This is a genomic window from Saccharibacillus sp. CPCC 101409 (assembly GCF_030518235.1).
Lineage (GTDB): Bacteria > Bacillota > Bacilli > Paenibacillales > Paenibacillaceae > Saccharibacillus.
Genome location: NZ_JAULSA010000008.1, coordinates 51,533 through 73,126 on the forward strand (window position 1 = coordinate 51,533; position 21,594 = coordinate 73,126).

15 protein-coding genes are annotated in these 21,594 nt (G+C 56.0%); 12 read left to right on the top strand and 3 right to left on the bottom strand.

Going from position 1 to position 21,594, the window contains the following annotated elements:
- Position 1 precedes the first annotated feature (1 nt).
- On the bottom strand, positions 2–634 hold the full coding sequence (locus QWJ34_RS17225; protein ID WP_302729727.1) for a TetR/AcrR family transcriptional regulator: 633 nt from the start codon (positions 632–634) through the stop codon (positions 2–4).
- A gap of 107 nt (positions 635–741) precedes the next feature.
- On the opposite strand from QWJ34_RS17225, the gene QWJ34_RS17230 reads away from it, so the two are divergent.
- The 7 genes from QWJ34_RS17230 (at position 742) to QWJ34_RS17260 (ending at position 8,010) form a co-directional block, all read left to right on the top strand.
- Positions 742–1,590 (top strand): aldo/keto reductase, encoded by an 849-nt coding sequence (locus QWJ34_RS17230; RefSeq protein ID WP_302729729.1) that lies wholly within the window; start codon positions 742–744, stop codon positions 1,588–1,590.
- Between the two features lie 233 nt (positions 1,591–1,823).
- Positions 1,824–2,642, top strand: a complete 819-nt coding sequence (locus QWJ34_RS17235) for a hypothetical protein (RefSeq protein WP_302729730.1) — start codon at positions 1,824–1,826, stop codon at positions 2,640–2,642.
- A 9-nt stretch (positions 2,643–2,651) separates the two neighbouring features.
- Complete coding sequence (locus tag QWJ34_RS17240) at positions 2,652–3,284, top strand: hypothetical protein (RefSeq protein ID WP_302729731.1); 633 nt, start codon at positions 2,652–2,654, stop codon at positions 3,282–3,284.
- Positions 3,285–3,385: 101 nt separating this feature from the next.
- Positions 3,386–3,955: an RNA polymerase sigma factor gene (locus QWJ34_RS17245; RefSeq protein ID WP_302729732.1), complete on the top strand. Its 570-nt coding sequence runs from the start codon at positions 3,386–3,388 to the stop codon at positions 3,953–3,955.
- Entirely contained in the window at positions 3,937–4,239 is a 303-nt protein-coding gene (locus QWJ34_RS17250) for a hypothetical protein (RefSeq protein ID WP_302729734.1), read from the top strand. Before QWJ34_RS17245 ends, QWJ34_RS17250 begins: the two co-directional genes overlap by 19 nt.
- Before the next feature lie 126 nt (positions 4,240–4,365).
- Entirely contained in the window at positions 4,366–6,813 is a 2,448-nt protein-coding gene (locus QWJ34_RS17255) for a polyprenyl synthetase family protein (RefSeq protein WP_302729736.1), read from the top strand.
- 258 nt (positions 6,814–7,071) lie between these two features.
- On the top strand, positions 7,072–8,010 hold the full coding sequence (locus QWJ34_RS17260; protein WP_302729737.1) for a ketopantoate reductase family protein: 939 nt from the start codon (positions 7,072–7,074) through the stop codon (positions 8,008–8,010).
- Between the two features lie 324 nt (positions 8,011–8,334).
- Here QWJ34_RS17260 and QWJ34_RS17265 read toward each other — a convergent pair whose 3' ends face one another.
- Entirely contained in the window at positions 8,335–8,964 is a 630-nt protein-coding gene (locus QWJ34_RS17265) for a hypothetical protein (RefSeq protein ID WP_302729739.1), read from the bottom strand.
- Between the two features lie 71 nt (positions 8,965–9,035).
- On the opposite strand from QWJ34_RS17265, the gene QWJ34_RS17270 reads away from it, so the two are divergent.
- From QWJ34_RS17270 to QWJ34_RS17280, 3 genes are all read left to right on the top strand, one after another.
- Positions 9,036–9,626 (top strand): sigma-70 family RNA polymerase sigma factor, encoded by a 591-nt coding sequence (locus QWJ34_RS17270; RefSeq protein WP_302729741.1) that lies wholly within the window; start codon positions 9,036–9,038, stop codon positions 9,624–9,626.
- Complete coding sequence (locus tag QWJ34_RS17275) at positions 9,623–10,702, top strand: DUF4179 domain-containing protein (protein WP_302729742.1); 1,080 nt, start codon at positions 9,623–9,625, stop codon at positions 10,700–10,702. Before QWJ34_RS17270 ends, QWJ34_RS17275 begins: the two co-directional genes overlap by 4 nt.
- A gap of 328 nt (positions 10,703–11,030) precedes the next feature.
- Complete coding sequence (locus QWJ34_RS17280) at positions 11,031–13,817, top strand: glycoside hydrolase family 3 protein (protein WP_302729744.1); 2,787 nt, start codon at positions 11,031–11,033, stop codon at positions 13,815–13,817.
- Between the two features lie 751 nt (positions 13,818–14,568).
- Here QWJ34_RS17280 and QWJ34_RS17285 read toward each other — a convergent pair.
- A complete protein-coding gene (locus tag QWJ34_RS17285; RefSeq protein WP_302729745.1) occupies positions 14,569–16,476 on the bottom strand; it encodes a glutamate synthase subunit beta in 1,908 nt (635 codons plus the stop codon).
- Between the two features lie 319 nt (positions 16,477–16,795).
- Here QWJ34_RS17285 and QWJ34_RS17290 point away from each other — a divergent pair, with 319 nt between their 5' ends.
- Entirely contained in the window at positions 16,796–17,287 is a 492-nt protein-coding gene (locus QWJ34_RS17290; protein ID WP_302729746.1) for a hypothetical protein, read from the top strand.
- Positions 17,288–17,585: 298 nt separating this feature from the next.
- Complete coding sequence (locus tag QWJ34_RS17295; RefSeq protein ID WP_302729748.1) at positions 17,586–21,494, top strand: alpha-L-arabinofuranosidase C-terminal domain-containing protein; 3,909 nt, start codon at positions 17,586–17,588, stop codon at positions 21,492–21,494.
- Positions 21,495–21,594 lie beyond the last annotated feature (100 nt).

A 21,594-nucleotide genomic window follows, 5' to 3' on the forward strand; every position in this document is an offset into this window, starting at 1 on the left:
CCTACCGCTCCCACAGCTGCACATAGAAATCCGCCAGTTTATCCGCTTCGGCGGGATCGGCAGTACGCTCCTTCAGCATATTCTGGATGATATCGAACACCACATGCGCCAGAAACTGCGAAGCGGCCAGCGGGTAATCCATCTGCCGAAGCCGTCCGCGGGCCGCGCTTTGCGCCAGATAGGCGGACATCGCTTCGAACGGCAGGCGGGTGACGCTGTCCAGCGAATCTTTCTGCTCCTGCTCCAGCAGGCCGCGTTCGCGGATCAGAATTTGAAAATAAGCCCGGTCTTCCGCAAGCCGCTGCGCCAGTCCCGCGATCAGTTCCGCCAGCACGTCGCGCAGCGGTCTCTCGGGGTCCCGGAACGCCGCTTCGAAAAAGCCGACGATTCCGCCGATGCGCTCGTCCTGGGCGTTTTGCAGCACCGTGGTCAGAATCTCGTATTTGCCGCCGGGAAAATAATGATACGTCAGCGCCTCCGCCATGCCGATCGCTTTGTTCAGCTCCCGCATGGACGTGGCGTGATATCCTTTTTCCGCAAAAAGCCGCTTGGCCGAGTTCAAAATCTGCTGCTTGCGCTCGGCGGCCTGAAGGTCCCGGCTGGTCATGCGTTTGCTTGCGCGCTCCTGCGCCATGGTGCATTCCTCGTTTCACTAAACGTTCGTTGAGTAAATGATAATCGGAAAGCGCTGGGAAGTCAAATGTGCTATCGTAGAACCATACGAGAGGAGGGCTTTTTCATATGGCAAACCAGGTTCCAAGCATCAAGTTGAACGACGGACGCGATATCCCGGCGATCGGGCTGGGCACGTACACGCTCAAGGGCGCCAAAGGCGTCGAATCGATCAAAAGCGCCATCGACGCCGGCTACCGGCTGATCGACTGTGCGTTCAACTACGAGAACGAGGGCACGGTCGGCAGAGCCGTCCGCGAGAGTTCCGTTTCCCGGGAAGAGCTGCGCATCTGCTCGAAGCTGCCGGGGCGGCATCACGAGTATGAAGACGCGCTTATCACCATAGAAGAATCGCTGTATCGCGCGGGCCTCGACTATTACGACCTGTATATCATCCACTGGCCGAACCCCAAGCAGGACAAATACGTCGAAGCCTGGCGGGCGATGATCGAAGCGCAGAAGCGCGGCTATGTCCGTTCGATCGGCGTCAGCAACTTCCTGCCGGAGCACAATGAGCGCATTATCCGGGAAACGGGCGTCGCGCCGGTGCTCAACCAGGTGGAGCTGCATCCGTATTTCGAGCAGGAACATCAGCGGACGGAAGACGGCAAGCACGGCATCGTCACCGAATCGTGGAGCCCGCTCGGACGCGGCAAAGGCGAGAGTGTGCTGGAAGACGCGGCGGTCCAGGCCATCGCGGCCGAATACGGCAAGACGCCGACCCAGATCGTCCTGCGCTGGCACACCCAGCTCGGCGCCGTTCCGATCCCGAAAGCCGGTTCGCCGGAGCATCAGCGGGAGAATATCGACATTTTCGATTTCGAGCTGACGCCGGAGCAGATGAAGACCGTCTCCGCGTTCAGCAAAGACAACAAGAGGCTGTGGGGACAGGACCCGGCGGAGTATGAGGAGTTTTGAGGGTTGGAAGTTTGAAGAAGGAACCGAAGCGAGGCGAGAAAGCGCCTCGCTTCGGTTTTTCTAATAAAAAAAGGTTTTAATTCTTATCAAAAGTGGATTTTTGTATAATTACATAAATAAAGCGTTAGAAATTGGAATGTTTTTCGTCTTATGATTAGCAGGTATTTTAAACAGGAGGGAAATGGTAGAAGAACAGATTATTAATATTTAAAATTGAGAGGAGTATGATCGAAGTGAAAAAAATTAAGAGCTTACTTATGGCAATAACAATACTCTCGTTAATTTTTTCATTCTACACGCCGTCGGCCTCAGCCGCTTCCAAAGACAATCTTAACCTACCGGAGCACGCAGATCTCATTATAAAAGAAGTCTTGGAGAGCCTGGAAGCTGACCGGAGCAAGAATTTTTCTACTGCCAGTGCGAGTGAACCTGAGATCGTTGTTTTGGAACAGGGCTATGCTATACAAATTGAAAATCAAACATCAAATAATGAAACTGCGATTACGACTATCATTCCTTATAAAATAGATACAAATAAAGAGTTCGTAAATAGCTTTGACTATTTGGAAGCTCAACAACCGGATCTGATTAGACCCATGGCTGAATCGACAGTTCCAAATAAAGTTGTGGATGTTACACTTACTATAAAAACGTATTATGCTCAGTATTTCTCTTGGGCAAATGTAACGAACTTTTATCGTCACGGAGGAATCGAAGCCTGGTGGTCTTCTAGTAATACGGCGGTAAGCGTACCTGGTATGACCGTTAAATACGAAACCAGAGGAGATCTTTACCGTTATCCGGATTGTATCGACCAGCCGCTTAGTTCGACCAAAGTTCAGAATTCCTACTTTAAGAGAAGTATTATATCCCAGAGTAATCCAGTGAAAGGCGCGGTATATATCGATGGCAATAATACGATGCCTTTAGATCGCGTAGTCACATTAACCGATTACTTTAATCACGGCGGAGTTATCGATTTTACAATTACTCAATCGTTGAACGGAATCACAAAAACCAGTATGAACAGTTACAATGTATACAGCAAATAAAAGGGAATGATGAATTTGAAGAAAATAACTTCTCTTTTTTTCGTCATAGGGTTCACTTCTGCTCTAATTGTAGGAGTTGGAGGGTGCACTATTAAAAATGAAGTCGCCGGGATAAACGTCAATTCTACGTCCAATGAGTTGGAACCGCTAAAAGCCGATATTTATCGGGATGAAAAATTCGTGTTCGGAGGATTACAGTGGAATATAGAAAAAGAAAAGATTATTAAAGAAAAGCATATAGAGAACCCCGACATTCCGAATTCGGATTTACTGATGTCGGACGGCGATCTGGACCTGGAAGCAGTAATCCGACAGGATTTGCTTTATAATTTCCAGGACGATCGGCTTGTATCGGGAGAATACCTTTTTTTCTCGTTTGAACGAGAACCATTGGAAAGATTGATTTTGAAATTAAAAGATTTACTGTCTTCCGATTTTCCTCAGCCGCTTTCCAGCGATTTTAGCTTGCTCAACGAGCCCGATAAAGTGCTTGAAGAGGAGGTTCAGATCACTTGGAAAGCCGAGGACGAGAGTTACCTGAGATTAAACGTTTTGCAAACTGCAAGAGACGGAAAGGAAGGATACTTGGTACAAATAAAAGTGGATTCGCCGCTCATTGAAAAGAATATGTTCAAACCTTAATAAACTCAAGTTGGCTGTGCCGTGTATGTGGGCAAGCCAACTTGAGTTTCTAAAATTAAAACAGGACTGTTTCAATAATTTGTACGAAAGCGGTGTGATAATTGACAGAATGGCACAACTTATTAAGTAATTTTGATGAATTGTCCGATGAGTCGCAGGAAATCGTCTACAGGGCTTATTACAAGTTCATTTATCGAGATGTCTTTTATTTATTGAAGGATCACGGATCGACAGAAGATGTGATTCAGGAAACTTTCTTCAAAGTACTGATTGCGATAAAAAAGCATCGCGTGAAGAATATTCCGGCATGGATTAAACAAATAGCCCGTAATTTCGTTATGGACGATCTACGGAAAAGGCAGCCTGCATACTATGCTGACGATCTTAATTACATAAAAAATATTGAAGAATTCTCCGAGCAAGATAAGGGGCTTCTTCCACTGGCAGATAAAGTAGAAATCAAGATGCGAAATGAAGTTCTCCATCAGGCACTCGCCGAATTGCATAGCGAATACAGGCAGATTATTTTGCTGTTTTATATCGAGGGTCTATCTTACCGGGAAATAAGTACAGTACTGGAACTTTCCGAGCAAGCCGTAAGCCAGAAGTTGTATCGTGCCAGGAAAAAACTGAAGAAGAAGTTTAATCGAAAGTGGGTGAATCCAAAATGAAAGATCAAAGCGAGCAGGATAAAGAATTAGAAAAAGCGCTGCGGCAAATTTATCGCGATATCCAGATTCCCGATACTCTTCCGTCTTGGGAGCGTATACAAAGACGCCTGAATAAAATGAAAACCTACTCTTTACGGAAAAAAAGAGTACAAGTTTATACTGCGGTTTTTGGAATTTCGTTGGGTCTCATCATAGTGTTTAGCTTATCCAGACCCGCAGTTTACCCAGAGATTGAAGCGTTGTTAAGTGATTGGAAAGAAGAGATAGTAGACTTTCTTTTATGAGAAGTTAAGCTGATTATAAAGATAACGATTCTGTCTCGTCTCAGACTTTTTCATGTAACCCAACCCCCTTCTCCCCCGTATAACCCCCTAACGCTCCACCACGACTAAAACCCAAGGGGAATGACCATGAGTCTCACATCTACACCCATCGGCGCTGCCGAATCCCATCCCATCGAACAGCCTCGGCCGAAGCACCGGGCACAGGCCGTTTACCACTTGGCGGAACAGCGCGCGGCCGCGTATCTGTCCGAGCTGACAGAGCGCGTGCGCGGCGGGGCGTATGCTTCCGAGCTGGCCGAGGACTTTCATATCTGGAAAAGCAGTCATATTCGGCCGTGGCCGGCGCGGCTTTTCCGCAGCCGCCGCAGTCCGGATTCGCGCGATTACGACCGGTATATCCGGTGGATGGAGTCGGCGGGCAAGCTGGACGATTACCTGGCGCGCAGCGTGTCGTATCTGTATATGCGCGACCTCGGCCGAGCGCTGGACAGTCCCGATACGCAGCAAAGGGTGCGCCGGACGGCGGCGGGCCTCAAACGCTCGCTGCTGAGCGGCGGCGATCCGCGCGAAGGCATGCCGACGGACGGTTTCGACACGTCTTCGCTGTACCGCTGGGGCAAGCAGGAGGGCATCGAGGACGCAGTGATCTGGATGATCGCGAAGCTGAAACGGGTTTCCGAGAATATCCCGGAAGGACTCAGCGCGGAGCACGCCCAGCGCAAGCTGCTCAAGATTATCGCCGGCGTCGTGCTGCATACGCGCGAAGAGATGGACGAAGATACGCCGAAAGAAGAACGTTCGCGCCGATTGGACGAAGCGGTCCGGCTCGGTTACTCGTACGGCCTGACGTACCCTTTTATCGACGATCTGCTGGATTCGAATCTGCTCAGCGACGCCGAAAAGCAGCGCTACTCCGATCTCATCCGCGGCGCGCTGCTCGGCGGCACAATCCCGAAGTGGGAAGACTGGAACGAAGCTTTCGAGAGCGCGGACGGCCGCAACGTCGATCTGATCCGCTATATCCACAGCGAGCTGGGCGAGGCGTTCACGTATATCCGGAGCCGTCAGGCGGACGGGCTGGACAGTCCTTTTTTCGAGCAGGCCTACGTCTTCTTCGAAGCGCAGGATATCGACCGGAACAAACGACTCGCGCACATCGGTTATACCAACGAGCAGCTGTATATTCCCGTTATTCTCAAGTCGTCCGGCTCCCGCCTGATCGCGCGCTCGGTCGGCCGGGCGGAAGGCGACGAAGGATTCGAGCGGCGGACGTTTTTCTACGGGATCTATAACCAGCTGGCCGACGACTTCGCGGATCTGTTCGACGATCTGGCAGTCGGCGCGGTCACGCCCTATACCTACTATTGGAAGCACCGCGCCGAGCGGCCCGACCTGCTCAATCCGTTCGAGATGTACTGGGGCGTGATCGCCTACCTGATCCGCGATGTGTACGGCGGCGACGCCAACACGCGGGAAGTGCTGCTCGACCGGGCGGTCAACGGGTTGAAAAGAGCGCGTCAGCGCCTCGGCATCCCCCGCTACGAGGAGCTGATGGAAGTCCTCGCTTCCGGCATGCCGGAGCTGAACGCCGTCGTCCGGAAGATGGTGCGCCGGGCGGAAGACGTCGAATTCTTCGACAAGCTGCTGCGCGACCGGATGCTGACGGAGATGAAGCGGGACCGGGAGGAGCGCGAGACTTTTCGGGAGCTGCTTGAAAAAGAACGCGTCCGCATCGATGAATCGCTGCCGGTCGTGCCCGATTCGCCCGTCCCGTCCGCCGGGGATTCGCTGATCGACGCGGCCAACTACAGCCTCGCGGGCGACGGCAAGAGATTGCGCCCGATCCTCGCCCGGCTGACCGCCGTCGAAGGCTACGGGCTGCCTTACGATTCGGTGAAGCCGCTGCTCAAATCGCTGGAGTACCTGCACACCGCCTCGCTGATCTTCGACGACCTGCCGTCGCAGGACAACGCGGATATCCGGCGCGGCCGGCAGACGCTGCACGCCCGCTACGACAGCGCGACCGCCGAGCTGTCCGGGCTGCTGCTGATCCAGCAGGGCGTACGCGCGCAGTCTTCGCTCCGGGGCTTCAAGCCGGAGACCGTGCTTGCGCTGATCCACTACTCCGCCCGCAAAGCCGAAGAGCTGTGCCTGGGGCAGGACCTCGACCTCAAGTCGCGCGGGAAAGAACTGACGCTTGCGCGTTTGAACGAGATCTGCTTTTACAAAACGGGCGTGGCGTTCGAAGCGTGCCTCGTCATGCCGGCCATGCTGGCGAACGCGCCGCAGAGCGAAATCGCGCTGCTGGAGAAGTTTGCTTACCATGCGGGGATCGCTTTTCAGATTCGGGACGACCTGCTGGACGCCGAAGGCGAAGCGCTGCTGCTCGGCAAGCCTTCCGGCCAGGACGCATTCAACGGCAGTTCGACGTTCGCGACCGTGCTCGGCATGGGCGGAGCGAAGCGGGCGATGTGGGATCATTACTGCGAAGCGTCGGACGCCGTCAAAGCGCTGCCGGAGAGCCTGCGCTTCCTGAAGCATCTGCTGGATGTGCTGGTGCAGCGGGAGCGGTGAGGAAATCAAGCGGGTGGATCGAAGAAAAAGAGTCGTCCGTTTGCAAACTCAACGACATACATCTTTTACCGTCTTTTTGCCCTCCGCTTTTGCCCCGATAAATCCAAAATGAACAATTGTTTTAAGGGTGTTGAGTATTGAACAGCATCGGAAATCTGCTTATTGAGTCCGGTAACTTCGGAATGATTTAATAGCCGTATACAATGGATCGTCAAGCAGCCGCTGTTCATTATTCATAGACTAAGGAGAAATAATAAAATGCGAGTATTGGTTTACGGTATGGGGAATCAGGGGAGTTTACTGGCTCATACATTAGTAAATGGCGGAAATGATGTAACCGTATTGGCTAGAGGCGAACGAGCTGAACAATTCAAGGAAAAGGGAATAGTTATAAGGCATTTCATTCAGCGAAAAACAACGATAGATAAAGTGAAAGTCATTACTGAATTAGAAGCTCGAGATCGATATGACGTTATTTTTGTTGTGATGAAATATTCCGATTTTAAATCGGTTTTGCCTGTGCTGGCTGTAAACGAAACCCAAAACATCCTGCTGGTAGGCAATAATTTCAATCCCGCTGAGATGAAGGCATATATGAAGTCCAACAGCATTAATGAAAAAAATATGGCTTTCGGCTTTCAAATGAGCGGAGGGAAAAAAGATAAAGACCGAATAACGGTTTTACGAACAAATGCCGGCGAAATGGTTTTAGGCGCCCTTGGTGAAAAGATCGAATTTCAAAGCATGCTTGAAGCTATATTTGCAAAAACAAAATATAAGCTGAGTTTCCAAGACGATATAGACGCTTGGTTTAAAAACCATATCATTTACGTGCTGCCTTTAAATCTCGCGCATTTTATAAAAGATTATGATTACAGATCTGTCGGAAAAGACAATGCTTTGCTAAAAGAAGTTGTAAAAGCGATGCATGAAGGATTTGACCTGCTTGTTGACCTGGGTTATCACAATATCCCCAAAGGCCAGGCCAATTTTGCCACGAAGCATGAATACTTGAATTTTCTTTTTTATAAGCTGTATCACTTTACTCCCATGGTCAAACAATCCGAAAGCAGTTTTATAGAGATTAAAGCTTTTTACGACGAGCTTTATAAGTTGAAAGCAGCATCCGGCTTTAAAACGCCCAGCCTGGATAAACTGGTAAAGCAAGCGGAAAAAAAGTACTTGTTAAATAAGTGAATATATTAGGGCGTGTAGGGCGGCGGCGCCAAAGCGCTGCCGGAGAGCTTTCCGTTCCTGAAGCGTCTGCTGGATGTGCGGGTGCAGCAGGAGAGGTGAGAAAAGTTATAAACGCCAAAAAAAGACCGTCAGTCCCTGCGGGGCTCGACGGTCTTTGGTGTAATATGCCGTTGAATCATGCCGGCAATTTGCGTGAAATCGCCGATTCCAATAGGCTGTGTTCTTCGACTCCGATAAACTCGCCGAGGCTATAACGATGAATAACCGCTGGGATGTAAAAGATTTGCTGTTAGTATACCTCCGATTCGGAGAAGAAAATAGAAGCTAAGGCTGTTTGGAAACGGGCGGCTGCTGTGTTTCTTCTACAAACGGTTCGCCCGGCGATTCCTCTTCTTCGGCATAATACCATTCTTTATAAATGGGATCGGCCTCTTGGGAATTGTCTGCATGGAGTTCGAAGCGGCTCATGGATGCGGGTTCTTCGACATTGAACATAACCGTGAAGTGAGGATGCCCGCTCGAAAAGTATCTGTCCACCTTCTCGCTCAGGATTACTTCTTCGTAGAACGTTTCGCTCATCAACAGCTGCCGGCTTTTTTCGAAAATCTCTTTCTTTTCCTGCTCGTTGATCGGGATTTCCAGTCTATAATTCATGCGGAAGGTCAATGGACTGAATTCCAGCGTCATTTCTCGGATGTTCGGATGTTCCTGCTGGATTTGGTTACGGAATTCTTTCACCTGGTCCGAAGAAATTCGAGTGGGCGTCGTACAGCCGGCAGTCGATAGAAGAGCGAGGGAACATAGAAACGCGATAAGACATCTGAAACAACCGTTTTTTTGAAAAAGAGCGCCTATCTTGTTCACCCGCTTTCCAATTAAAAATGAGTCCGCTATTTCCGCTTCCTTATTTATTCTACAAACGCCCCGTCCCGTCAAAAAGTTTCTTTTAAGCACACGATAGAATCCTTTTCCGCGCTTCGTCATATCAAATGTCGGTACCGACCAAAGAGAAAGGGGGATGTCCGGTGGAAGGCAGCGAAGAGCGGCAGGAACGGAATTTCGAAAAAGAACGGGAAAAGAAGCTGGTGCGACGTATCCGGGCACGCGACGAAGCGGCGCTCGGCGAGCTGATCGAGGCTTACGGCGGGCTGCTGAAAGCGATCGTTTACCGCCAGCTTCCGGATCGTCCGCAGGATCGCGAGGAGTGTCTCGACGATGTGCTGCTGGCGATCTGGAATCATATCGAGTCGTTCGACGGCGAGCGTAATTCGCTGCGGCAGTGGACGGCGGCCGTCGCCAGGTATCGCGCGATCGACTACCAGCGCAGATGGCTGCGGGAGAAGGAGCGCCGGAGCGGGGAAGAACTGGACGCGGAGCGGCTGCGAGGAACGGAAGAAAACGAAGCGATCGCCGCGGACAGCGTGGACGAGATGCTGGCGCAGCTCCCCGCGGAAGAACGGATCCTTTTTGAACGATACTATCTGGAAGGCGTTCCGGCCCGGGAGCTTGCGCAGGGAATGAATGTCAGGGAATCCTGGATTCATAATAAATTGTCGCGCGGAAGACGGAAGCTGAAACAAATTTGGACTTCGCGAAACGGGGTGGAAGGCGAATGAGCGTCTACGACGAATTGAACGGATTGAAGATCGACCTGGCCGAGTACGGGGAAGAAGAATTGAGCGAGGTCGAGCGACAAAGATGGGAGCGGCGCGTACGCGCAAAAGTGCGGGCAGACGGCGAAACAGCCTCGCCCCGAAGCAAGCGCCGTGCCGGCAAGCGGCCGGTCTCCGGCAAATCGCGCAGAAGCCGCTGGCTGATCCCGGCCGCCGCGGCGCTGCTGCTGACGATCGGGGCGACGCTTCCCGCGGGGCAGGAGGCGCTGGCGCGGCTGCCTTTTGTAGCGGGATTGTTGGAGCGTTTCGCCGGGCAGGGCGAGAACGTCGATTATTCCGCCTACAAAGACCAGATCGGGGAATCGGCGGAGAACGAGTACGGCAAATTAACGCTAAACGAGATCATTGTCGATACGGACCGGCTGCTGATCGGAACGACGCTGGAGCCGGCGCAGGGGAAAGATATGGGTGACGTTGTCTATTTGAATGCCCGCGTAACATTGAACGGCAGGAGCGATTTGCAGCTGCATGGCGGCAGCGGCGGGGCGGATAAACAAAACGGCAGATATATCGTTTACGAAAATATCCCGTTCAGCGAAATCCCAGCCGGCGAAAAGCTGCGAATTACACTCAAGTACGACAGTATCTTGAAACCGGGGCAGGACGGTAAGCTTATCGGGCTTTCCAAACCCTGGATATTCGATATCGAGACTTCTCGCGCGGCTTTGTTGGCGAAGATTGATTCTATCGAGGTAAATCGCAAGATCGATCTCATCAACGGACAACAGATCGAGATCGAAAAGGTTATCTCAAGCCCTATATCCACGCTCGTTTATTATCGGACGACAAAGATGGAAGATATTGGATCTAAATGGCATATGTATGGATTTCGGCTGGTTTCGGAGAGCGGCGAGGAATTCCCGATGTGGGAATCTTTCGGAAGTATGAATGAAATGAAACCGTCCTACGCCCGCTACGCGCCGGTCGATCTGCGGCAAGGACATTATTCGCTCATTCCGGAAGACGGGACGAACGGAAAGAAGCTGGGCGAAGCGGTACCGATTGTTCCTGAACTGTAAGCCGCTTCTGCGAGTCCGCAGTTGTCGGCTTTCCATCGATTCGCCGCAGTCCGAAACAACGTGTCGAAGAGGCAAAGCAGGAAGCGTCGAAACACGCGCATTCCGGAAAACCGACAGTCTGCGGACTACCGGTTTTTTTGTTTTTCATCACGCTTTTTCAATCGGAAAGCTTTGCTTCTTCCCCCGAAATTCTTTATAGTGGAAGAGGATGTGCGGTGAGCTCCGGGATTTTACGAAAGGGGTTTCGGAAAGCGCGAACAACAAGAATCGAAGCACCATCATATAAGAAATCGATCAAGGAATCAGAAGAGAACCGGGAGGGAAAGATTTGAGCAAAACAAACGTTGGAGGACCTTTGAAGGGATTCGCGGAATTCAGCAGAACGGTGGCCGCTCAGGGCGCGGTACTGCTGCAAAACGAAGGACGGGCGCTGCCGGTCCAGGCAGACGAGAATGTCGCCGTGTTTGGACGCGTGCAGCTTAACTACTACCGCAGCGGTACGGGATCGGGCGGCAGCGTGCACGTTTCGCATACGAGCAATCTGCTGGACGGCCTGCGGAGCCAATCGTCGATTGAAGTCAACGAGGAACTGGCATCGGTCTATACGAAGTGGATCGAAGAAAACCCGTTCGACAACGGCGGAGGCGGCTGGGCGGCCGAACCGTGGCACCAGAAAGAAATGCCTTTGACGGACGAGCTGGTCGCCGAAGCGCGCGCCAAGTCGTCCAAAGCGATCGTGGTCGTCGGCCGGACCGCCGGGGAAGACCAGGACAACGCCGACGCGCCGGGCAGCTACCGCCTGACGCCGGAAGAGCTGGATATGCTGACGCAGGTGACGAACCGTTTCGAGCAGACGATCGTCGTGCTGAACGTATCGAATATCGTGGATATGAGCTGGGTTGCGGACGCCGGCCATAAGCACCCGATCGCGGCTGTGATCTACGCCTGGCACGGCGGGATGGAAGGCGGCAACGCGATCGCGGACGTGCTTTCCGGCGCTGTTACGCCAAGCGGCAAGCTGACCGATACCATCGCGTACTCGATCGAAGATTATCCGTCCACGAGCAACTACGGCAACGAGTTCAAAAGCGTGTACGAGGAAGACGTTTACGTCGGATATCGGTATTTCGAAACGTTTCACCCGGAAAAAGTCCAGTACGAATTCGGCTTCGGCCTGTCGTACACGACATTCGATCAAGTGACGGAAGACGCGAAAACCGTGCAAAAAGACGGAGCGGAATGGATCGAGCTCGGCGTGAACGTGACCAATACCGGCAATACTTTCGAAGGCAAAGAAGTCGTGCAGGCCTATATCGAAGCGCCGCAGGGCAAACTGGGCCAGCCGGTGAAGAAACTGGTCGCGTTCGGCAAAACGAAATCGCTCCAACCGGGACAATCGGAGCGCATCGTGCTGAGCTTCCCGGTCGATAAGCTGGCTTCCTACGACGACGCGGGCGCGACCGGCCATGCGCATGCGTATGTGCTCGAAGAAGGCACGTACCTGCTGCATGTCGGAACGAGCGTCAAGCGGACCGCCGAGGTGCAGGTGGACGGAGCCGAAGGTTATATCGTGAGCGAGCTGCGCGTGGTGCAGCAGTTCGAAGAAGCGATGGCGCCGGTGGAAGACTTTATGCGCATCAAGCCGGGCGGACGCCGCGAAGACGGTTCGTACGAGCTGACGAGCGAAGACGCGCCGACGCGCAAAGTCGATATGGCGCAGCGCATCCAGGACCGTTTGCCGCAGAGCTTTGCGCAGACGGGCGACAAGGGGATTAAGCTGCGGGACGTCAAAGACGGCAAAGCCGGCATGGACGATTTCGTGGCGCAGCTTAGCGACGACGAACTGGCGACGCTGGTGCGCGGCGAAGGCATGAGCAGTCCGCTGGCGACGCCGGGCACGGCTTCCGCGTTCGGCGGGGTCAGCGACGCGCTGCTCGGCTACGGCATTCCGGTGGCGTGCACGGCGGACGGCCCGTCGGGTATCCGGATGGACAGCGGCCAGCAGGCGACGCAGGTGTCGATCGGCACGCTGCTCGCGGCGACGTGGGACACGGCGCTCGTGGAAGAATTGTACGTGCTGGAAGGACAGGAGCTGCTGCTGAACAATGTGGACGCGCTGCTCGGACCGGGCCTTAACATCCGCCGCAGCCCGCTGAACGGGCGGAACTTCGAGTACTTTTCGGAAGACCCGATCGTATCGGGAGAATTCGCGGCGGCGTGCGTGCGCGGCATTATGCAGGGCGGTTCGAACGCGACGCTCAAGCACTTTGCCTGCAACAACCAGGAGCAGTACCGCAGCAAGGTCAATGCGGTCGTGTCCGAACGCGCGCTGCGCGAAATTTACCTCAAAGGTTTCGAGATCGCAGTGCGCGAAGGCGGCGCGAACAGCATCATGACGTCGTACAACCCGATCAACGGCCACTGGGCGGCGTCGAACTACGATCTGAACACGACGATTCTGCGCGGCGAGTGGGGCTTCGACGGCATCGTCATGACCGACTGGTGGGCGATCATGAACGATTCGGCGAACGGCGGCGAAGCGGATCGGACGAAAACGAACTTCATGGTCCGCGCGCAAAACGATCTGTACATGGTCGTGATGAACTACGGCGCCGAAACGAATATCTGGGGCGACAACACGATCGAATCCCTGGAAAACGGAACGGTAACGCGCGGAGAGCTCCAGCGCAGCGCGGCGAATATCTGCAAATTCATCATGAACGCGCCGGTATTCTCCCGCGAGCGGACGACCGAGGAGCAGATCGAGAAGTTTGCGGCCGAAAGCGTAACGCCTTTGGACAGCGCGCAGGCGCTGGCCGGACAGGGCGAAATCCAGCCTTCCGCCGATTCGCCGGTCTATCTCAAAGTCGGGCAGCCGGGCGTGTACCGCGTCGCCGTCAACGTGATGTCGCCGGAGCCGGAACTTGCGCAGAGCGCCTGCAACCTGCTGCTGAACGGACGCATCATGACGACCGTGCAGATGAACGGCACCCAGGGCCGCTGGCTCAAGCAGCGCCTGGCTACGATCGAGCTGGAACAAGGCACGTACAAACTCGAAGTCGAGTTTACGAAACCGGGACTGCAGCTGGGTACGGTGGAGTTTAAAACGGTTTAAAAAGGTTTAAAACGAAAGTCGGCGCTTCGGGGCAAGAATGATCGCCTATCAACTTCAGGATTCGGATAAACGCATTCGCAAGACGGATATTTGAAAAAGACAGAGATTTGCGAGTAGGCGTAAAGCCGTCGGCCGGTCATCCGGTCGGCGGCTTTTTCGCGTCGAGAAATCCTTAAATAAGGGCACAGGTGCAGCTATTTCGGCAAACAGCAGGCTAAATGTGAAAATAAAGGCACACGTACAACTATTTCTTCTCAAATGCGGGTTTGGCATACCGGAGCGACGGAATAAATGTATACACGCACTTATTTGGTGGAAAAAGCCGATTTCGCAGAAAATAAGTGTACAGACGTGCTTATTTTCTGCGAACCAGTACTTTGACCGCATCAAATCTAAGGTTTGCGTTCATCGGAAACACGCACGGTTCAAGCGGGTTTTCGATGAACGTAACCTAACCTCTTAAGCGGTCATGGTACCAGTACTTTGACCGCATCAAATCTAAGGTTTGCGTTCATCGGAAACATGCACGGTTCAAGCGGGTTTTCGAGGAGCGTAACCTAACCTCTTAAGCGGTCATGGTACAAGTACTTTGTCACCCTTCAAATGGGGGGGGCGTTTCGGCCAAACGTAACCTTATCTTATATTCATCCGGGACAAAGTACCGGGTTCGGCCTGCGATCTTGGAGGGCCGAAGGCTATAGAGACAAAAAAACGGGAAAAAGCCGCCGTTAAAGCGGCTTTTTCCCGTTTTTCAATACAGTCCCGATCCGCCCGTCAGGTAGCGGTCGACTTCTTGCGCCGCCTCGCGGCCTTCGCGGATGGCCCACGCGACCAGGCTTTGCCCGCGGCGCATATCGCCCGCCGCGAACACGCCTTCGGCGCTGGCGGCGTAGCGGAACGCCGCCGGTTGGCCGGCCGGCGCGCCTCCCGCCGGGCGCTCCGCCACGGCGGCTGCAAGCCCCCCGGACGCCTGCGTCGTCCGGGCCGAATCGGGCCGCGCCGCATTCGCGCGGCCGGCCTCCGCCGCGCCCGCCCGCGCGGCATCCCGCGCCGCCGCTTCGCCGCGGCCCGCCCAGGACCGGCCGTGTCCGCCGGTCCGCACATTGGAGCGCTCGTCGCTCTCCAATTCAAGCTGCCGCAGCAGCGCCTGCTCCGGCCCGGTAAAGCCCAGCGCCAGCAGCACCAGCTGCGCCGGGAACACTTCCTCGCTGCCGGGAATTTCAAACGGCATCAGCCGGCCGTCCGGTCCGGGAAGCCAGTCCACCCGGACCGTGTGCACGCCGCAGACGCGGCCGTTGTCTTCGCCGGCGAAGCGCTTGGCCGACGTGACGTAGCGGCGCGGATCGCGGCCGAAGACCGCCTCGGCTTCCCGTTGGCCGTAGTCCGTTTTCTTGACCCGCGGGTACTCGGGCCACGGGTTGTCGGCCTGCCGGACCCGCGGCGGCTCCGGCATGATCTCAAGCTGCACGACGCTGCGGCAGCCCTGCCGCAGCGCCGTCGCCACGCAGTCGGTGCCGGTATCTCCGCCGCCGATTACGACCACGTCGCGGCCTGCGGCAGAGAGGCCGCGAGATGCCGCCGCGCTCGAGCGCCGCGCGGCCGAACCCACGCTTCCGGCAGCGTCTCGCGCCAGGCTAGCGGTTCCCGCGGCCGCGGGAGCCGCCGGGGCGGCCTCTACTCCGCGGCTGCTCCCGTGTTCCGCGGCATTCCGCGCCGCAATTCCGCTTCCTTCCGCTTCGCCCAGCGCGCTTACCACGGCGGCGCGAGCCCGCGCCGCCGCGCCTTCATCCGCTCTGCTTACGCCGCGCTTCGCTTCGCGCTCATCCAGCACCTTCTTCGTATTCGCCGTCAGAAACTCCATCGCCTGATACACCCCGTCCAGTTCGCGGCCTTCGATAGTCAGCTCTCTCGCGGCGGTCGCGCCGCCGCACAGCACCAGCGCGTCGTGATGCGCGCGCAGCTTCCAGGCCGGAAGATCCGCGCCGATCTCCGTGCCGGTCACGAACGTCACGCCTTCGGCCGCCAGCAGATCGACGCGGCGCTGGACGGTGCGTTTGTCCAGCTTCATATTCGGGATGCCGTACATCAGCAGCCCGCCGATGCGGTCGGCTTTTTCATACACGGTCACGGTATGGCCGGCTTTGTTAAGCTGCGCGGCGCAGGCAAGGCCGGCCGGGCCGGAACCGACAACGGCAACTTTGAAGCCGGTGCGTACAAGCGGCGGTTCCGGCCGGATCCAGCCTTCTTCGAAGCCGCGGTCGACGATCGCTTTCTCCAGCGACTTGATCGTGACCGGACTGCCGATCAGGCCGCCCGTGCACGATCCTTCGCACGGAGCGGGGCAAACGCGGCCGGTGAACTCGGGAAAGCTGCTGCGTTTATGCAGCCGCTTCAGCGCGTTCTCCCAGTCTCCCCGGTACACCAGGTCGTTCCATTCGGGAATCAGATTGTTCAGCGGACAGCCCGCCGCCATGCCCGACAGCATCCGTCCGGCGTGGCAGTAAGGCGTGCCGCAGTCCATACATCGCGCCGCCTGCTCCCGCAGCCGCTCCGCGTCCATTTTTTCCGTAAACTCATTCCAGTGCAAAGTGCGCTCCAGCGCGCCGCATTCCGTCGGCGTTACTCGCGCATACTCCAGAAATCCCGTTGCTTTGCCCATATTTTTCAGCTCCGTCCCTTAATAGTTTGAAATAAACAAGCAAGAAATTCCCGCTGTAAAGCGCAGAAGTGAAAATTTGCACAAGAAAATATTTACCTGTAAATGAAATGTCTCAAGACTACCAGCTGCGCAAGCGAGGCGTCATGAACAAAGTCACTTCAAAGCGCGCCAAACGCATTAAATTTTATTATCGCGCCGATAACCCCGCCGGCTGATACGGAAAACATGATCGGGGGAAGAAACTTTTACCATACTAGAACGTCCATATAAGAGAGTGAGCATAAAAAAATCGTTATACATACGACGGAGGATTTTGAACATGAAAAAGTTTATCGCCGGCTTCACAATCGCTGCGCTGCTGTTCGGGGGAACGGCGGCGGCCGCATCGTCGGGGCTGATCGGGCAAAAAGTGACGGGAACGCTCGCGGTGGAGCGCCACGGGAAGTCGTTGACCGAAGCCGTCACCGTGCAGGGCCGGGCTTACGTGCCGGTCAAATCGCTGGAACAAATGGCCGGTCTCCGCTATACGCTGGCGGACGGGAAGATCAGCCTGTCGGATGCGCCGAACACGATCGAAGGGCAGATCAATGCGCAGAAAAAGAAAATCAAGGATCTGGAATACGGGATCGGCAATCGCGAAGCGGGGATCGAGAAGCTGCGGGCGATGAGGGAAGGAAGCAAGGCCCACGATCCGGAAGACCGCAACGGATTTGAAGCGGCTATCGCAAACGTGCAAAAAGAGCTGGATCAAAACAAAGCGGAACTGGCCGACGTCCAAGCCGTGCTGAAAGTGCTTGAACAGTTGAAGTAAAGCGCCGCGCAGCCTCAATCCGCCGGCGGCCGCTTCTGGATTGCCTAAAAGCCGGCCCCGGTCTGCTTGGAGCGACGAAGTTTCGAAAGACGCGTGAATTTGCAAACAGGAAGAAAGGCGCCGCCCGGCGCATGTCTTCCTGTTAATGCTGCGCGTATGCCTATTTTATCGGGGCAGGAAAAACCTGGCTTGAACTTGTACGTACAACAAGTTACTATAAACATAAATTCTAATTTAGTTATTTATTAATATTTATATTAAATTAACTTCGAAATCTATTAACGATAGGAGCCCCTTTATGATTCCTTTCCAAGATCGCCTGCTTGCCCGCTATACATTCGAAGATCCCGCCGCAGTCGGCAGGGACGGCTCCGGCCGGGGACATAACGCACAGGCCGCGGGTACGGTGCCGCCTTCCGTTTCGCAGCTTGCCGGACGTTCCGCCGTTACCCTGCCGGGCGGGCGCAGCGGCACATCGTATCTCGAACTTCCGTCCGGTCTGCTGCGCGATGTAAGCGATCACACGGGGATCACGGTCGCCGCCTGGGTGCGTTTGGATACCGGAACGGGCGTCTGGGAGCGCATCTTCGACTTCGGCCGCGGCGAGAGCGGACCGTATCTGTTCCTGACGCGCAATCTGCGCGGCACGCTGTCGGCCGGCGGCGACCTGATCGTCGATCCGGGCCGGGGCTTTGCGCGCGGCGAATGGATGCATATCGCAATCAGCGTCGCGGGCACGCAGGGCGGCACGCTGAGCAGCGCCGGCCCGGTCGTATACGTCAACGGCGAACCGGCGGCCGACGGCTCGATCAGCCAGACGTCGAGCGGCCATTACGCCCAGCTTCGCCGATGGTTCGACACGTTCGGCGATCCGGACAATTACGCGCGCAATTATATCGGCCGCTCGCAGTATGCGGCCGACGACGACTTTGCCGGCTCCTTCTCCGATTTCCGCGTGTACGCCGCCGGCCTTTCGGCCGACGACGTAATCGAGATCATGTGCGACTCGCTGACGGACGAAGAGATCGTGCGGCTGGCCGCGAACAAATACCTGTCGTTTCCGGCTCATATTCTCACAAGCGATATCGCTCTGCCGTCTTCCCTGATGGGCGGCAAAGTATCGGTAAGCTGGACGTCGAGCAATCCGGCGGCCGTTTCGCATGAAGGCGGGGTATGGCCGCAGCGCGCCGCATATTCCTCCGTGTCCAAAGACGAAGCTTCTGCGGGTTCTTTCCATGCGGACAGCCGGACCGATTCTTCCGATCCATCGGCGGCCCGCTCTCCGCAATCCGCCGTTCTGACCGCGGCGCTCAAGGCCGGAACCGCCGAAACGGAGAAAAACTTCGCCGTCACCGTCCTGCCTCCCGAGCTGCCGCCTTATACCGTCACCGTGCACGGCGGCGGGCGCAGCGGGGACGAAGACGGAGGAGCGGAAGTCAGCGAAGTGATGTACGGTCTTTTTTACGAAGATATCAACAACGCCGCCGACGGCGGGATTTATGCGGAGATGGTGCAGAACCGCTCGTTCGAGTCGTTTGTGTTCGATACGTATTCGCACGAATCCGGCGCCTGCGGCTGCTCGACGGGCCGCAACCGCGAGCCGCTCCTGCACTGGTTCGGCGATCTCGACAAGATGACGCCGCAAAGCTCCGGGACGCTGGGACGGTTTCTCGGCAGCTCCGATCCCGACGTGAACGGTTATTACGTCACGGTGGCGGACGGCGCGACGATCTACAACCGCGGCTTCAACGATACCAACGGCGGCTGCGCGATGAATATCCGTCCTGGCGCGCAGTACGATTTTACCGTCTGGGCCAAAGCGGAGCAGACCGGCTATATCACGCTCCAGCTTCAGGACCCGGACGGCGAAGCGGCGAGCGACGTGGTCACGCTGGAAGTCGAAAGCGGCGGCGTATGGAAAAAGTACGGCGTCCCGTATCCGGCGGACGGTTCCGTTTTGTCGTCGCTTGTGCTGACCGGCAGCCGCGACGTTCTCGGCCAGCTCGCGCTGACTTTCGAAGGCGAGATCTCGATCGAGCTGGTGTCGCTGGTTCCCCGGGACGTCTGGGGCGCGGGCGAAGAAGACGGCTCGCCTTCGGCGCGCGCCAACTACCTCGGCAATCCCAACTACCGGCTGCGCCGCGATCTGGTGGAAGCGCTGGCCGGGCTGCATCCGAAGTTTCTGCGTTTTCCGGGCGGCTGCATTTCCGAAGGATCGTTTATCTGGGACAACGTATACGACTGGAAAGACTCCGTCGATACGATCGAACTGCGCAAAGAAAACTTCAACGTCTGGGGCTATATGATGACGATGGGCCTCGGGTATATGGAGTATTTTCAGCTGGCCGAAGACCTGAACGCGGTTCCGCTCCCGGTCATGGCGTGCGGCGTGCTGTGCCAGGCGCGTTCCGACTACGCCCATCCGGCCGGCGGCGAACTGCGCGACTTCTACATCAAGAATTTCACGGACCTGATCGACTTCGCGGTCGGCATGGATTTCGAACATAACGAATGGGCCGCCATGCGCCGGAAAATGGGCCATGAAGCCCCGTTCGACCTGCGCTATCTGGGCGTGGGCAACGAGAACTGGGGCACCGAATTCTTCGCCAATTTCGAAGTGTTCAAAGCGCGGATCGACGCCTACATGCGGGAACATTATCCGAAGCGCGAACTGCACATCATCTCGACGGTGGGCGCGCAGGCGGACGACGACGCGTATCAGCAGGGCTGGAAGTTCCTGAGCGGGAATCTGGAAGGTTCGGCGGACGTGGAGTTTGCGGACGGAAACAAGATCGTTTCGGAACACGTGACCTGGTACGCCGACCAGCCCGACTATATGGATACGATCGCGGACGAGCATTACTACCGGTCGAACGACTACCTGCTGCAAAACGCGGACCGCTACAACTACTACTACCGCGCGCGAAACGAAGACGGCAGCCTGAACCGGCGCGAAACGTCGAAGGTGTTTGTCGGCGAATACGCATCCACGGATAAAAATACGCTGGCGGGCGCGGTGGCGGAAGCGGCGGCGATGACCGGCTTCGAACGCAACGCCGACGTGGTGCGCCTGGCCGCCTACGCGCCGCTGTTCAACAAAGTGCTGACCGACGGCACGTACCGCTGGACGCCGGACTGCATCTGGTTCGACGACGAAAGCGTGTGGTACACGCCGAACTATTACGTGCAGCGGATGTATGCGAAGTACATAGGCAAACGCGTGCTGCCCACCTCGTTCTCGACGTACCGCGGCGGCCGGCCGATGGAACTGGCGCCGCGCGGAGGGATCGAGATTGCGGCGGGCCGTGCGGAAGTTACGGTGCGCGGCGTCAAAGTGATTTCCAATGCGGACGGCGCCGTGCTGCTGGACTGCGACTTTACGGCGCCGGAAGCCGCTTCGGACCTCGATTCGCGCTGGCAGGCGATCCCCGGCTCCGCCGGTTATACGCTGCAAGCCGGCCGCGGCCTGGTACTTCGGGCGCAAAGCGGCGGTCTGAACGGGCTGTACCTGTTAAACGACGATTGGAACGATTACCGGGTCGAAGCGGTTGCTTCCAAAGCTTCGGGCGAAGACGGCTTCTATATCGGCGTCGGTCTGACCGACATCTCGCCGGCAAGCAAAGACGTGCTGGAATACGCGGTGGGATACGGCGGTTCCGCCACCGGCGTCAAAGTGCACAAGCATGGCACGGAAGGCTATACGCTAGGGGATTATTCGTCCAGCACGGCGGCCGGCAATCTGCGGGCGGCGAACTATGAACCGCTCGAAGACGGCCGCGAATATCTCGTCACCGTCGACTACGGCGGCGCGGACGGGCGCAGCCTGGTCTGCTCGTATACCGACGCCGCAAGCGGCCGGAGCAGCAAAGTGCTGAATTACAAGCTGGAAGCATATAACCGCGATGTGTTCCATTCGGTGACGGCGGACGACGAACGGGTCTACGTCAAGCTGGTCAACGCGGACGGCGTGGACAAGCGGACCCGGCTGAACTTCGACGGGCTGAACGCTGCGGGCGAAGCAAAGCTGATTACGCTGACCGGCGACGCCGCGCTGCTGAACGTGCCCAACGTGAACAAGAAAAACGCCGAGATCATCGTGCCTGCCGAAAGCCGTTTTAAGCTGGAAAGAAGCGAAGCGGGCCGCGCCGCGATATTGAACCTGCCGGCGAATTCGGTAAGCGTGGCGGTGCTGGATTTAGAGCTGTGAAGAGTAGAAGGAATGAATTGAAAATTCGTTTATAATATGCTAAAATAATAGCAACAGTTCCCACCCGGCCTAGCGAATCAGATTCTTGGTTCGAAGCAAA

Coding starts and splice junctions, on each gene's coding strand:
- QWJ34_RS17255 (WP_302729736.1), top strand. CDS start 4,366: ATGAGTCTCACATCTACACCCATCGGCGCTGCCGAATCCCATCCCATC.
- QWJ34_RS17275 (WP_302729742.1), top strand. CDS start 9,623: ATGAGCGTCTACGACGAATTGAACGGATTGAAGATCGACCTGGCCGAG.
- QWJ34_RS17225 (WP_302729727.1), bottom strand. CDS start 634: ATGGCGCAGGAGCGCGCAAGCAAACGCATGACCAGCCGGGACCTTCAG.
- QWJ34_RS17240 (WP_302729731.1), top strand. CDS start 2,652: ATGAATTTGAAGAAAATAACTTCTCTTTTTTTCGTCATAGGGTTCACT.
- QWJ34_RS17290 (WP_302729746.1), top strand. CDS start 16,796: ATGAAAAAGTTTATCGCCGGCTTCACAATCGCTGCGCTGCTGTTCGGG.
- QWJ34_RS17285 (WP_302729745.1), bottom strand. CDS start 16,476: ATGGGCAAAGCAACGGGATTTCTGGAGTATGCGCGAGTAACGCCGACG.
- QWJ34_RS17295 (WP_302729748.1), top strand. CDS start 17,586: ATGATTCCTTTCCAAGATCGCCTGCTTGCCCGCTATACATTCGAAGAT.
- QWJ34_RS17230 (WP_302729729.1), top strand. CDS start 742: ATGGCAAACCAGGTTCCAAGCATCAAGTTGAACGACGGACGCGATATC.
- QWJ34_RS17260 (WP_302729737.1), top strand. CDS start 7,072: ATGCGAGTATTGGTTTACGGTATGGGGAATCAGGGGAGTTTACTGGCT.